Source organism: Phytomonospora sp. NPDC050363 (genome assembly GCF_040655735.1).
Taxonomy (GTDB): domain Bacteria; phylum Actinomycetota; class Actinomycetes; order Mycobacteriales; family Micromonosporaceae; genus Phytomonospora.
This window is the reverse complement of sequence record NZ_JBFAKK010000005.1, coordinates 115,141-128,790: the sequence shown is the minus strand read 5'-3', so window position 1 is coordinate 128,790 and position 13,650 is coordinate 115,141. Positions and strand designations below refer to the sequence as shown.

The 13,650-nt window shown below is 71.1% G+C and carries 15 protein-coding genes; 3 read left to right on the top strand and 12 right to left on the bottom strand.

Features of this window, described 5'->3' with window-relative positions:
• Entirely contained in the window at nt 1-618 is a 618-nt protein-coding gene (locus AB0I28_RS15145) for a methyltransferase (RefSeq protein ID WP_357493487.1), read from the bottom strand.
• An 84-nt stretch (nt 619-702) separates the two neighbouring features.
• Here AB0I28_RS15145 and AB0I28_RS15140 point away from each other — a divergent pair, with 84 nt between their 5' ends.
• Nucleotides 703-1,671, top strand: a complete 969-nt coding sequence (locus tag AB0I28_RS15140) for a hypothetical protein (RefSeq protein ID WP_357493485.1) — start codon at nt 703-705, stop codon at nt 1,669-1,671.
• An 80-nt stretch (nt 1,672-1,751) separates the two neighbouring features.
• On the opposite strand, the gene AB0I28_RS15135 is transcribed toward AB0I28_RS15140, so the two are convergent.
• Nucleotides 1,752-2,993, bottom strand: a complete 1,242-nt coding sequence (locus AB0I28_RS15135) for an MFS transporter (protein WP_357494270.1) — start codon at nt 2,991-2,993, stop codon at nt 1,752-1,754.
• A 75-nt stretch (nt 2,994-3,068) separates the two neighbouring features.
• Between AB0I28_RS15135 and AB0I28_RS15130 the strand changes: the two genes are divergently transcribed.
• Nucleotides 3,069-3,617, top strand: a complete 549-nt coding sequence (locus AB0I28_RS15130; protein ID WP_357493484.1) for a CGNR zinc finger domain-containing protein — start codon at nt 3,069-3,071, stop codon at nt 3,615-3,617.
• Nucleotides 3,618-3,698: 81 nt separating this feature from the next.
• Nucleotides 3,699-5,942, top strand: a complete 2,244-nt coding sequence (locus tag AB0I28_RS15125; protein ID WP_357493482.1) for a hypothetical protein — start codon at nt 3,699-3,701, stop codon at nt 5,940-5,942.
• 7 nt (nt 5,943-5,949) lie between these two features.
• Here AB0I28_RS15125 and truA read toward each other — a convergent pair whose 3' ends face one another.
• From truA to AB0I28_RS15075, 10 genes are all read right to left on the bottom strand, one after another.
• Complete coding sequence (gene truA, locus AB0I28_RS15120; protein WP_357493480.1) at nt 5,950-6,810, bottom strand: tRNA pseudouridine(38-40) synthase TruA; 861 nt, start codon at nt 6,808-6,810, stop codon at nt 5,950-5,952.
• A 34-nt stretch (nt 6,811-6,844) separates the two neighbouring features.
• The gene (locus AB0I28_RS15115) at nt 6,845-7,693 is read right to left on the bottom strand and encodes a hypothetical protein (RefSeq protein ID WP_357493478.1); all 849 of its coding nucleotides are present in this window, start codon (nt 7,691-7,693) and stop codon (nt 6,845-6,847) included.
• Nucleotides 7,694-7,792: 99 nt separating this feature from the next.
• Nucleotides 7,793-8,335: a 50S ribosomal protein L17 gene (gene rplQ, locus AB0I28_RS15110; protein ID WP_357493476.1), complete on the bottom strand. Its 543-nt coding sequence runs from the start codon at nt 8,333-8,335 to the stop codon at nt 7,793-7,795.
• Nucleotides 8,336-8,373: 38 nt separating this feature from the next.
• Nucleotides 8,374-9,390, bottom strand: coding sequence for a DNA-directed RNA polymerase subunit alpha (locus AB0I28_RS15105; RefSeq protein ID WP_184790176.1), 1,017 nt, complete (start codon nt 9,388-9,390; stop codon nt 8,374-8,376).
• 96 nt (nt 9,391-9,486) lie between these two features.
• Nucleotides 9,487-10,113 (bottom strand): 30S ribosomal protein S4, encoded by a 627-nt coding sequence (gene rpsD, locus AB0I28_RS15100; RefSeq protein WP_357493474.1) that lies wholly within the window; start codon nt 10,111-10,113, stop codon nt 9,487-9,489.
• Nucleotides 10,114-10,130: 17 nt separating this feature from the next.
• Entirely contained in the window at nt 10,131-10,535 is a 405-nt protein-coding gene (gene rpsK, locus AB0I28_RS15095; RefSeq protein WP_184790178.1) for a 30S ribosomal protein S11, read from the bottom strand.
• 42 nt (nt 10,536-10,577) lie between these two features.
• Entirely contained in the window at nt 10,578-10,958 is a 381-nt protein-coding gene (rpsM, locus tag AB0I28_RS15090; protein WP_357493473.1) for a 30S ribosomal protein S13, read from the bottom strand.
• Between the two features lie 182 nt (nt 10,959-11,140).
• Nucleotides 11,141-11,254, bottom strand: coding sequence for a 50S ribosomal protein L36 (rpmJ, locus tag AB0I28_RS15085; protein ID WP_012854604.1), 114 nt, complete (start codon nt 11,252-11,254; stop codon nt 11,141-11,143).
• A 25-nt stretch (nt 11,255-11,279) separates the two neighbouring features.
• Entirely contained in the window at nt 11,280-11,501 is a 222-nt protein-coding gene (infA, locus tag AB0I28_RS15080; protein ID WP_013016493.1) for a translation initiation factor IF-1, read from the bottom strand.
• A gap of 1,547 nt (nt 11,502-13,048) precedes the next feature.
• Nucleotides 13,049-13,645: a hypothetical protein gene (locus tag AB0I28_RS15075; protein WP_357493472.1), complete on the bottom strand. Its 597-nt coding sequence runs from the start codon at nt 13,643-13,645 to the stop codon at nt 13,049-13,051.
• Nucleotides 13,646-13,650 lie beyond the last annotated feature (5 nt).

Sequence of the window (13,650 nt, the reverse complement as noted above, 5' to 3'; positions counted from 1 at the left end):
CTAGGCGGCGTCCTCTTCCTCGGGCCGGCGGACGGCGAAGACCCGGTAGCCCTTCTGGCTGGCGTGGCGCTCGACGTCCCAGCCCCGCTCGATCAGCCATTCCTGTAGCGAGTCGGCGCCGAGGAACTTCGCCACGACCAGCCAGGCGACGCCGCCTTCGGCCAGTCGCGGCAGCCAGGTGTCCATGAGTTCGTGGACGACGGCCTTGCCCACCCGGATCGGGGGGTTGGACCAGATCTGGTCGAAGGTGGTGCTGTCGGGGACCTCCTCGGGGGTCGAGGCGATCACGTGGTCGGCGAGGGAGTGCGCCGCGGCGTTCTCCCGGACCAGGTCGAGGGCCCGCGCGTTGACGTCGACGGCGTGGACGAGGCCGCCGCCGGCAGCGGCCAGGGCGGTGGCGATCGGCCCGTATCCACAGCCCAGGTCGAGGTAGGTGCCCGGAGTCGTGGGCAGCGGCGCCTTGCGCAGCAGCACGGCGGTACCGGGGTCGAGCCGGTCGGCGGAGAAGACGCCGGATGAGGCGACGAGACGGAACTGGCGGCCCGCCGCACTCACGTTGACGTAGCGGCGGCGCTCCACCCCTTTGGGGTCGGCGGAAAAGTAATGCTCGGCGGACATTCGGTCATTGTGCGGCACACCTTAACGGGAGTGTTTCGCGGATCCGCTCACGCGGGAGTCCACGCTTGACTACTGTCTGTCGGCGTGACTTATCGCACCGCGACCGACGCCGAATCCCGGCGCCGCAGTCTCGACGGTGGTCCTTCCCCTTTCCGGGCGCCCGAGGCGTCGATGGTCGAAGAACCGCTGTACGACCCGTTCTCCCCCGCCGACGAAGAAACCCCCACCGAGTCGACCGAAGTCCACCATGGACAACCCGAGGACACCCTCGGTGACCTTGACGACGAAGCACCCGACGAGCCGGTCGATCCCCGGCTCGGCAGTTCGGCCTTCGCCCTCTCGGCGCATCGCCGGCTCGCGCAGTCGCGGGCCAACGTCCGTTCCTGGATGCGGATCCTGGCGACCGTCATCGGCATCGCGCTGCTGGCCGGCTGCGCGGCCGGCACCTTCGTGCTGCTCCGCGAGGACGCGGTCAACGAGCCGGGCACCGCCGGGGCGACCGCTCCCCCGGCCGGCGGAGAGGAGCAGGCGGCCGATCCGCTCGACGCCCGCGCCACCGACCCGGCTCCGGTGACCGTCACCGAGCTGTTCGCCCAGACCGGCGTGATCGCCGCGTCGGGCACCTACGAGACCGTCAAGGCCGAGGCGCTGGCCAACTGCGCCGCCGCCGCGACCGGCAAGCTCGCCGAGCTCCTCGACCGGCACGAGTGCAGCCAGGTCGTGCGGGCCACGCTGCTCAGCCCCGACGGCTCCTTCGCGCTGACCGCCGGTGTGGTGAACCTGGTCGACGCCGAGAGCGCGCAGGCCGTGCGGACCGGTGTCGAGGAGGACGCCGGCGACTTCACGATCCTCCACGGTGGCGGCGACACCGCCGTCCTCGGCCGGACGGCGACGGTGCTGGGTTACAACACCTACGGGCATTTCCTGCTGTACGTGGTGATCGCGCCGACCGACGGGTCCCGGCCCGACCAGGGCGACCCGGTCTACGCCGCCATCGTCGGCGAGATCGTCGAGACCCACTTGGCGCAGGCGCTGCGGCCGCGACAGGGTTAGGGCGTATCCGGTGGATCACTGCGGGGCTGCGGCGGGCTCATTGTCCTTCTGAACTCCGCCTCGCACCCACAAGACAAGCCCTAGGCCGCCGTCGCGACCTCCGCCGGGCGCGCCTCCTGGGGCGTGCGCAGGCGGCGGATCCGGCCGAGCACCATCGGCAGTGCCGAGACGGCCATCAGCGCGGTCCCGGCGCCCACGCCCCAGCGTGAGCCGATGGTCTCGCCGAGGACGCCGCCGAGCGCGGCGCCGATGGGGAGGACCCCGAAGGTGATCAGGCGGTAGCCGCCGTTGCTGCGGGCGAGCGCGCCTTTGGGCATGACGACCTGGCGGAGTGTCACCGACAGGACGTTGGCGGCGCCGAGGCCGGCTCCGGCGGCGAGCTGGAGTCCGCCGAGGGCGAGGCCGAAGGCGCCGCCGGTCCAGGGGATCAGCGCCAGCATCAGGGGTGCTCCGGTGGAGAAGGCCAGAGCGGCGGCGAAGGCGCGGCCGTAGCCGAGGCGGGCGGCCAGGCGCAGGGCGACCATGGTGCCGAGAAAGGCGCCGGCGCCGGTTCCGGAGAGGGCGACGCCGTACCAGCCGGGGTCGAGGCCGCGGTCGGTGACGGCGAGGACGACGAGGTTGACGATGAGGATCTGCGCGCCGGCGTTGTAGAGGGCCGCGTGGGTGGTCATGGCGCGCAGGAAGGGGTTGCGCAGGACGACGCCGAGGCCGCTGAACAGGTTCGGCTTCACGGTGGGCGGGGCCGGGAGGGGTTCGGGGCGTTTGGCGGCGCCGATGCCGACGGCGCTGGCGAGGTAGCTGACGGCGTCGGCGGCGAGCGCGACGGCGGGTCCGAGGAGCTGGACGAGGAGGCCGGCGAGGCCGGGTCCGGTGACCTGCGCGGCGGTCGTGGAGCCCTGCATGGACTGGTTGGCCTGCGGGAGGTCGTCGTCGGCGACGAGGGTGGGCAGGTAGGCGAAGGCCCCGATGTCGAAGACGGTGCTCGCCGAGCCGACGGCGAAGGCGACGGCGGCCAACAGCGGCACGGAGAGGCCGTCGAGGACGTAGGCGAGGGGGACGACGGCGAGCGCGGCGGCGCGGACGAGGTCGGCGGTGATCATGACGCCGCGGCGTCTTCGGGTTTCCAGCCAGTGTCCGGCGAGCAGGGGCAGCAGGATGCTCGGGAGGAAGGTCGCGGTGGCGATGGCGGCGACGCCGGCCGCTCCGGTGTCGAGGAGGAGCGTGGCGACCAGGGGCAGGGCTACGTAGGTGATGTCGGCGCCCATGACCGAGATGGTGTGTCCGGTCCAGAAGCGGCGGAAGTCCCGGTCGCGGCGGAGCACGTGCAAGGTGTTACCTCCATAATGGGTTCACCGGTAACGTTACCGGCATCGAGAGTTTAGAGGTAACCTTTTGGCATGGGACAACCGGGGGATCGCTCACCGGCACCGGGCGCGCTCGCCCTGGTGCAGGACTTCGTCAACACCACCGACATCGAGGTGGGCGTCGACGACATGCGCACTCCCGCCGACCTCACCGCCTTCGCCACCGCGCACGGCCTCCCCGAACGCGACTACACCGACGACGACGTCGCGATCTGCCGTGAAGCGCGCGAGGCGCTGCGCGACGCCGCGCAGGCCCACGCCGGCGTCGACCTCGACGACGGCGGAGCGCTCGACGCCCTCCTCGCGCGCGGCCCGCTGACCGTGCGGATCGGGCCGACCGGCGAGGCGAGCGCCCGTCCCGTCGAAGGCCTGCGCGGAGCCGACGCGCTGCTCGCCGAGCTGGCGGCGGCGATCGTCGTGTCCGTCGCCGAGGGAACCTGGCGGCGACTCAAGGCATGCGCGATGCACTCGTGCCGGTGGGTCTACTACGACAAGAGCCCGTCGGGCCGCAGCCGCTGGTGCACGATGAGCATCTGCGGCAGCCGCGCGAAGATGCGCGCCTACCGCGACCGCAAGGGGTAGCCGGTATCCACAGGGGACACGCGGGCGTGTCGCCCCCTCCCGCTAGCCTGCGGGGAAAGCCCCCCGGACAAGGAATCCCCCATGATCGAGAACAGCGTCCTGGCCGTGCTCGCGCTTTTGGAGGCCGCCGATCCCGGCGACTGGTCGAGGCTGCTCGCCTCGCACCGCGAGCCCCTGGCCAGGGTGGCCCGATCAGCGCCCCGGTTGCCCGACAGACTCATCGAGCACGCCTTCGACGCACGTGACCCCGAGCTGCTGAAGGCGATCGCGAGCAACCGCCGGCTGGTCGCCGACCCCGCGTTCCGCGCCCGGCTGGCGGCGCTCGGAATAGCGGGCATCATCGTCGCGGCCCTCGACTGGCGCTCGCACGCCTACGGCGATCAGGATGGCTGGACCACGGCCGAGATCCGCGCGATGCTGGCGCGACCGGAGGCGGGCGACCCGATGTGGAGCGATCCCGACCTCGCGCGAACGCTGCTCAGCACTCTCGAAAACTCACGCCGCAGCGTGCTGGTGGCCTGCCGCGCGCCGGGCGCCGCCGCCAAGGCCTATGGCCGAACGTACCGCGAGCTGCTCGCCGACCGCCTGCGCGCGCTGGTCTCGACCGCCGAGGCCGACGGCCTGGACGCCGTCGAGAACCTGCTCGCCACCGACGACACCCCCGAGGTTCCGCGCCCACTCGACCTGGCGACACTGCGCGCGGCCGCCGAACGCGCCGAGAGCACCGAGGGCCTGCTCCCCGAACTCGACGCCGGTGTCACCGGGTCGGTGAGCCAGCGCGCGTCCGTCGACTGGACGGTCCTGGCCGCCGCACACGGGCGCAAACGCTTTCGCAAGGACATCGTCAGCGCGCTGACCGCGCGCGCCGACTGCACCGCCGAGGCCGCCAAGGCCCTCGGCGACATCGGGCGGGTCGCCGAACTCGGCGACCACGGCTGGATTCTCGACCACGCCCGCCCGGCGAAGAACGCGCTGAAAGCACTGCGGGGAAACGAGTCCGAGCGCCTGCGGGAAGTCGTCGCCGACGTCCTCGGAGACGACCCCGGCGCCTGGCGGATGGTGCGCGCCGAGATCCCCCGGTTCAAAGGCACCGTCGCCGAGCTGCTCGCCCTGGTCGCCGAGCGCAAGGCCGCCGGCCGCCTGCCGGCCAGACCCACCCCCGCCGACGTCGCCCCACCCGAGCCCGGCGGCCGCCTCGGGCTCAAGATCCCCGACGCCGCCTACCTCGCCCTGCTCGACGCCGCCGCCCCCGAGGTCCGGCTCACCCTCCTCCCCGACCTCGACGGACAAGCCGCGCACGCGCTGCTCACACAAGGCGAACACCGGCCCGAATGGACCGCGCACCTCATCGCCCACGGCGACCACACCCTCCTGACCTGCCTCGCCGACGACCGGCGCCTGCCGGCCGACCAGGTCGCCGCCCTCATGGCCCTCGACATCCCCGAGGTGAGCCACGCACTCGGCGCCAGGCACCGCGACTGGCCCCCCAGGCTCGCCGTGACCTGCCCCGACACCGCACTGCGAAAGGTCATCCTCGGCAAGGTGCACGTACGCGGGGAGACACCGAGACTGCGCCTCATCCTCGACCAGTGGGAACGCCACGGCCGCGAGGAGATCCCCGCCATGATCGAGATCGATGTCGCCCAGTCCGGACTGCCCGCCTTCACCGCGGCGATCCGCAAACGCGTCACGGCCCTGCTCGACGACCCCGACGAGACCGCCGCGCTGGCCGCGCTGCGCGCCCAGGTCGCCGACGGCGAGTCACCCGCCGGGCAGATCGCGCTGCTGCGCAAGGCGAGCCGGGGGAAGTTCAAGCCCGCCGCCATCGAGCACCGCTCCTGGCACTGGCCCGAACTGCTGGCCGAACACGAGCGCGAGCCCTTCACCGACCAGACCCTGTGGACCCTCGCGCAGCAGGACGGATGCCCCGAGGAGCTGCGCGAGATCGCCGCGGGCCTGATCCACCACTGGGAGAGCGAACCCGAGGCGGCCCTGGCCGAAGGCAAGACCCCGGCTGCCGTGCTCGCCGAGCACAAGGTGGAGTCCGCCAACGAGTTCTGGGTCCGGCGACTGTTCAGAAGCGGCCACCTGACCTGGCCGGACGTCTTCGCCCACGCCCGGCCGGCGGAGGCCGCGCTGGCCTTGGTCGAGTACGCCGCCGAGCCCGCCAAGGCCCGCGAGGAGCTCGCCGGGCTGGTGACCGCGAACCTCGGCGACTCCCCCGACGTCTGGCAGCTCACCCTGGCGATGCTGCCCGACTTCGCGGGTTCACCGGCCGAACTGCTGCGCACGGCGTCCCTGACGATGCACGGGACGGCCGCGTGAGCCGGCCTCAGCCGCCCAGCGTGCGCACCCGGCGGGTCGTCTCGTCGCGGGCGGTCCAGCCGGCGGCGTCGGCGGGATAGTCGACGCGCACGAGAGTCAGGCCGTGCGCGGGGGCGACGATCACCTCGCTGGAGCGCTCCGAGCGCGACAGCAGCCCGCCGGGCCAGTCCGCGGCCCGGCGGCCGTCGCCGACCGCGAGGAGCGCGCCGACGAGGCTGCGCACCATCGAGTGGCAGAACGCGTCGGCCGACACCCGCACGCTGATGCGGCCGTCGGGCTCACGGGTGACGTCGAGACGGTTCAGGGCGCGGATGGTCGTCGCACCGTCGCGCCTCTTGCAGAAGGCCGCGAAGTCGTGCTCGCCCAGCAGGGCCGCCGCCGCCCGCGCCATCGCGGCCACGTCGAGGGGACGGTTCCAGGCCAGCGTGTCGCGCCGCCACAGGGGCTCCACGCCCCAGGTCGCGTCGGTGACGCGGTACTCGTAGTGGCGGGCCAGCGCCGAGAAGCGCGCGTCGAAGGCCCGGTCGATCTCCTCGACGGCCGTGACGCGCACGTCCGGCGGGAGGATCCCGCGCAGGCGCCACAAGACCTTGTTCTCGCCGTCCTGGGCGCTCCAGCGGGCCGCGTCGACGTCGGCGTGGCAGACCTGGCCCGTGGCGTGCACACCGGCGTCGGTGCGCCCGGCCACGACGAGCGTCACCAGCGGACCGAAGAGGTGTTCGAGGGCGGTGCGGACCTCGCCGGCGACGGTTCGCGCCGTCGGCTGCGGCGCCCAGCCGTGGAAGTCGGTGCCGTCGTAGGAGACCGACAGGCGCAGACGGACGGTCTCGGCAGGAGGGGCCTCGGGGGCGGCTTCGGGCGCGGTCACGCTGGTCAGGATGGCACGAAGGCCGCACCGCGGATCACAGGGGCAGGTTCGTGTAGACGCACAGGCCGGCCGCGTACAGGAGCGCGACGGCCGGGACCGCCAGGACGAGGGTCCGCAGCAGGAAGAAAGGGCCGAAGGGGCGGGAGGCCCGGCGCGGGTCGAGCGGGTCGTAGACGAGCGCGACCTCGCGCCGCCGCGCGCGAAACGACCAGGCCGAGGCCACCGAGACGACCCCGCGCCACAGGTGACCGTCGACTGTCCGGAAGTCCATCACCGGGAAGGTGAACAGCGCCCCCCAACCGCCGACGGCGTGGTCCCGGACGCTCACGCCGAGCGCTTCGACCCCGCGCCGCCGCAAGATCAGCAGCGACCGGACCCGGCGCACGACACGCCACAGCAGGAACCCGCCCGCCGCGCCGGTGAGCGCGATGACGGCGACCAGCCCGACCGCGTCGTCACGGCGCACCGATCCGGCCAGCGGCTGGAGCAGCAACACCGACAGCCCGCCGAGCACGAACAAGCCCCAAGTGGTCACGAGGCGGCCGTAGCGGCCGGTGAGCCAGGAGGGGTCCTCGGTGCGCGTGATCAGCGCGTGGCCGTCGGCGGCGGGCGTGGACGTGGCGACGACATCGCGCAGGACGCGGGCGAAGACGTCGGCCGTCCCGGCGGGCAGGTCGACGCCGTCACCGAGGCCGTGGGTGGAGTGGGCCGCCCGGCCCGAGAACACGACCCGCACCGTCCCATCCGAGGTGGGCTCCGCCGACGCGATCGCACCAACGGGAACGGTCCAGCTCGTGCGCCCGGCGGTGACGCGCAGGCGCCTACCGTCGAAGCGGGCGGTCAGACGGCGCGAGACCAAGGCGACCTCACGGGCAGTGGGCATGCGCGAACCCTACCGGCCCGGCGGCCCCACGCGCGACTCCCGAAACGACGACGGCCCCCACCGCGAACGGTGGGGGCCGTCGATGTCAGGCGAAGGCGACTACTTGTCGTCGTCCTTCTTCTCGTCGGCGTCGGCGTCGGCGTCGGCCTCGGGGGCCTCTTCCTTCGCCTCGGCGGGCGCCGGAGTCGTCTCGTCCTCGGTCTCGCCGGCGAGTGCGGCGACGGCCTCGGTCTTGACCGACTTGCGGGCCTGCTTCTTCGCGGCGGGCGCCGGGGCGGCGACAGCGAGTTCCTCAACGAGCTCGATCTGCGCCATGGGGGCGTTGTCGCCCTTGCGCGGGCCGAGCTTGGTGATACGCGTGTAACCACCGCTGCGGGTCTCGTAGCGCGGCGCGATCTCCTCGAACAGGGCGTGCGCGACGTCCTTGTCGTGGAGGATCGCGATCGTGCGACGACGCGAGGCGAGGTCGCCGCGCTTGGCGTAGGTCACCAGGCGCTCGGCGTAGGGACGCAGCTTGCGCGCCTTCGCCTCGGTCGTCTTGATCTTGCCGTGCTTGAACAGCGACGTGGCCAGGTTGGCCAGCAGCAGCTTCTCGTGCGACGGCCCCGCGCCGAGGCGCGCGCCCTTGGTGGGCTGTGGCATTGGTCTAGCTCCTTGGTCTTAACTATGCCGCCGCAGCCTTAGAGCTGCTCGGTCTCCCGGTAGTCCTCGCCGTCGTCGTCACCGAAGGCGTCGACGGCCTCGGCCGGGTCGAAGGTGCCCACGGAGTCCTTGAGGGACAGACCCATGCCAGCGAGTTTCATCTTCACTTCGTCGATCGACTTCTGCCCGAAATTCCTTATATCGAGCAGGTCGGCCTCGGTGCGGTTTATCAATTCGCCGACCGTGTCGACGCCTTCGCGCTTGAGGCAGTTGTACGACCGCACGGTCAGTTCCAGGTCCTCGATCGGCAGCGCGAGATCGGCGGCCATCTGGGCGTCCTGCGGGGACGGCCCGACGTCGATGCCCTCGGCGGTCGAGTCGAGTTCGCGGTACAGACCGAACAGCTCCACGAGCGTGGAACCGGCGGAGGCCAGTGCGGTGCGCGGCGTCGTCGACGCCTTGGTCTCGACATCGACGATGAGCTTGTCGAAGTCGGTGCGCTGCTCGACACGGGTCGCCTCGACGCGGTAGCTGACCTTGAGCACCGGCGAGTAGATCGAGTCGATCGGGATGCGTCCGATCTCGGAGTTCGGCTGCTTGTTCTGCGGCGCGCTGACGTAGCCGCGGCCCCGCTCGACGGTGAACTCCATGTCGAGACGGCCCTTGCCGTTGAGCGTGGCGAGGTGCAGCTCCGGGTTGTGCACCGAGACACCGGCGGGCGGCTGGATGTCACCAGCGGTGACCTCGCCCGGGCCCTGCTTGCGCAGGTACATGGTGACCGGCTCGTCGTGGTCGCTCGAGACGCACAGCTGCTTGACGGCCAGCACCAGCTCCACGACGTCTTCCTTGACGCCCGGGATGGTGGTGAACTCGTGAAGCACACCGTCGATCTTGATCGAGGTCACGGCGGCACCGGGGATCGAGCTGAGCAGCGTACGGCGCAGCGAGTTCCCGAGGGTGTAACCGAAGCCGGGCTCCAGGGGTTCGATGGTGAACTTGGAGCGGGTTTCCGAGATGGACTCTTCGACCAGTGACGGCCGCTGAGTGATGAGCACTGTTCCTCCAGTTGTACGGGGACGCCCACTATTTGACGCCCGCGAACATGCGGTCGGCCGCACCCGGCGTGAGCCGGGCGCGGCCGGTGAGTCCTACTACTTCGAGTAGAGCTCGACGATGAGCTGTTCCTGGACCTGGGTGTCGATGACCTGACGTGCAGGCAGCGAGTGGACCAGGATCTTCATGCGGCTGGGGATGGGCTCCAGCCACGCCGGAACGCGCTTCTCGCCGGCCTCGGCACGCGCGACCACGAAGGGCGTCATCTCGACGCTCTTGGTGCGCACCTCGACGATGTCCTTCGGGGAGACCCGGTAGGACGGGATGTCGACCTTGCGGCCGTTGACGATGAAGTGGCCGTGCTTGACCAGCTGGCGGGCCATGTCGCGAGACTTGGCGTAGCCGGCGCGGTACACGACGTTGTCCAGGCGCGATTCGAGGATCTCGAGCAGGACCTCACCGGTCTTGCCCTGACGCTTGTTGGCTTCCTCGTAGTAGTTCCGGAACTGCTTCTCCAGAACACCGTAGGTGCGCTTGGCCTTCTGCTTCTCGCGCATCTGAAGGAGGTACTCGGTCTCCTTCGGACGCCCGCGACCGTGCTGCCCGGGCGGGTAGGGACGCGACTCAAGGGGGCACTTCGCGCTCTCGCACTTGCTGCCCTTGAGGAAGAGCTTGACCTTTTCGCGACGGCAACGACGGCAGTCGGGTCCGGTATAACGAGCCATGTTTCCTATCCCCTGCCCTAGACCCGGCGCCGCTTCGGCGGACGGCAGCCGTTGTGCGGCTGCGGGGTCACATCCTGAATCTGACCGACTTCGAGACCAGCCGCCTGAAGGGAGCGGATGGCGGTCTCCCGGCCGGAGCCGGGACCCTTCACGAAGACGTCGACCTTGCGCATGCCGTGCTCCATCGCGCGGCGCGCGGCGGCCTCGGCGGCCATCTGCGCGGCGAACGGAGTCGACTTGCGGGAGCCCTTGAAGCCGACCTGGCCCGACGAGGACCAGGAGATGACGGCCCCGGTGGGGTCGGTGATGGAGACGATGGTGTTGTTGAACGTGCTCTTGATGTGAGCGTGCCCGTGGGCGACGTTCTTCTTTTCTTTACGACGGAGCTTCTTGGTTGCTCCGGCGCGTGCCTTAGGCGGCATGTTTCGTTGCGCTCCTTGGTGTAAGCCTGTGGGGACCGACTGCTACTTCTTGCCGGGCTTCTTCTTGCCGGCCACGGTGCGCTTCGGACCCTTGCGGGTGCGAGCGTTCGTGCGAGTGCGCTGTCCGCGCACCGGCAGACCGCGGCGGTGCCGGATGCCCTGGTAGCAGCCGATCTCGACCTTGCGGCGGATGTCGGCGGCGACCTCGCGGCGAAGGTCACCTTCCACCTGGTAGTTCTGCTCGATCCAGTCGCGGAGCGATACGAGCTCGGCGTCGGAGAGGTCCTTGACGCGCTTGTTCGGGTCGATGCCCGTTCCCGCGCAGGTCGCGATCGCACGAGTGCGGCCGAGACCGTAGATGTACGTGAGGCCGATCTCCAAGCGCTTCTCGCGCGGGAGGTCGACTCCGGCTAGACGTGCCATATCTGGGCTTGTACTCCTCTATGTTCGGAGGTGGTCGCCACCCCTGCCCTCGTCAGCCCACGTCGCGGTTTCGCGACAAGACGAGGCCCTGGCCTCCGTGCCAGGGGTCATCCGCGTGCTCGGGCCTGTTACGGCCCGGATGAGCGGACGGCGGGGGACGCTGCTGTGCCTGTGGTCTTCGATTAGCCCTGACGCTGCTTGTGGCGCGGGTCCTCGCAGATCACCATGACCCGACCGTGACGGCGGATCACGCGACACTTGTTGCAGATCTTCTTAACGCTCGGCTTGACCTTCACGGCTGCCCTACTGTGTTCTCGTCGGTCAGCGGTAGCGGTAGACGATCCGCCCGCGGGACAGGTCATATGGAGACAGCTCCACGACGACCCGGTCTTCGGGAAGGATTCGGATGTAGTGCTGTCGCATCTTGCCGCTGATGTGCGCCAGTACCTTGTGGCCGTTGGTCAGCTCAACCCGGAACATGGCGTTGGGCAGAGGCTCGATGACACGACCCTCGATTTCGATGGCGCCGTCTTTTTTCGGCATGTCCTCCGCTACCGTGACTCTCTGATTGCGAATACGTGGTGGCACACTTTCGCGCCCTCAGCCGCTCCGCCGGCCTTGGGAAGCGCTCCTAGGCACAGCAGAATGGGCGCGGTGCGCCGTCGATGAACTGTACTCCCCCTGCTCGCGAGACGCCACTTCGGGTAGCGAAGGGACCCCAGGAGTGGCGGGGGTCACGGACTGACGCGGCCGACAGGACGGGGGTAGGGCGGGGCCGGTGGGGCGGCGACGGTGGGGGCGGGGCAGGGAGGGCGGGAGTAGGCGGGGGCGAGGTGGGGCCGGGCGGGGTGGGGACACGCTGGGCCGGCGGGGCCACTGCGCCACCGGCGAGGGCCGGCGAGGACTGGCGAGGGCCGGCGAGGACTGGCGGCCAGCGGCCGAGGCGAAGCCGGCCGCACACAAGAGCCGAAAGTCAACGGCCCGCAACCCAGGCGAGAGGTCCGGGTCCAGGGACGGAGTTCCTGGTGGGGGTCTGGGGGCGAAGCCTCCCAGCGGGGTCCAGGGGCGGAGCCCTTGGCGGGGTCCGGGGCGGAGCTCCGGTGGGGGTGCGGGGGGCGAAGCCCCCGGCCGGGGGCTTGACCTTGAGGGTTGAGGGCTGAGGGCTGAGGGCTGAGGGCTGAGATTAAGCCTGGGGCTGGAGCCGGGGCTTGACCTGGATCTGGGCTTGAGCTGGGCTTGAGACCGGGCTCGGGCTGGGCTCGGGCTGGGCAGGAGTGGCTTGGTGAGCGAGCTGGCTGCGGCAAGGTCCTCGGGCCGAGGTGACGCCTGGCCCCGGGGGTTGGTGAACCCGCGGAAGCCCGGGTGGGGTGACGCCTGAACTGGCGGTCCCGGCCGGTGTGCGCGCCAGTGGGCGGGGCGAGAGCTCAGAGCGCGGTGCCGGCGCTGGTTGAGTCGGCTGCGGCAGGGCCCTCCGGCTGAGGTGACGCCTGCCGGTGGTGGCCCGGGTCGGGTGACGCCTGAACATACCGGGGAAATGACGGAGAGTGGGCCGCCTGCGGCAGCGTCCCCGGGCTGAGGCCGCGCCCGCCCGTGGTGGACCGGCTGGGATGACGCCTGAACACCCGGGGCAAATAGCGGCGGGGCGGGACGCTGCGGCAGCGTCCCCGGGCTGGGATGACGGCTGACTTCTGTGCTTGCTTGGTCGGCAGCTAACGAAGACGCCTTGCGGGCATGGGATCGGGCTGCGGCACTGCCTCCGGTGCCGGGTCCCCGGCCGGAGGTCACGCCTGAACTGGCGGGTACCCGGCGCGAAGCTGCCGGCCCCGGCCGGAGGTGACGCCTGAACTGGCGGGCACCCACCCTGCGGCTCCCGGCCCGGCCCGGCCGGCCGGCGTGACGCCTGAACCGACAGGCACCCGGCACGAAGCCGCCGACCCCAGCGTCGGATGCGAAGCCGCGGCGAGCGCGGGTGCGGAAGAGAAACCAGCCGGGCGAGACTTCGCACGACCGCGGTCGAGCCACAACAACCCGCCCGCCTCCGCAGCACCCTCCGCAGCACCCTCCGCAGCACCCTCCGCAACACCTGCCCCCTACCCCCTCAACTCCACCACCGGCATCTCCCCGCCCAGTCCCCCGACCGTCAGCCGCCCGCTCACCCGCACCCCGTCGGCGCGCACGCCCACGACGTCGTAGATCCCCGGCAGCAGCAGCAGCTCCATGCTCCCCGCCCCCACCTCGCGCCCGGCGACCGTCAGCGACGTCAGTTCCTCCTCGACGACGATCGACGACTTCACCAGCGGGTACAACACCACGTCCCTGCCGTCATCGCTGCCGACGGCGAAGGTGAGCTCCGTCTTCACACTGAGGGTGAGGTCGGTGGATCCGGCTTCGATGACGGCGTCGTAGTCATGGGAAGACTCGTTCGGCGCTGTCTTGACGATGCGTTCGGGGGTCCAGGGGTAGGTGGGGACGATGGTGTCGCTGACGGCGGGGCCGCCGGGGTCGGCGAAGGAGTGTTTCTGCGCTTCCTTGAGGTCGCCGCGTTCGATGGCGGCGAGGAAGTTCATGGCGACCTGCCCCTCCGGCGGCCGGGTCAGCACGTACACGCCGATCGCCACGAGCAGCAGGACGACCGCACCGGCCGCCGTCAGGGCCGTGCGGCCCCGTCCCCCCTTGAACGCGCTCATGGGCC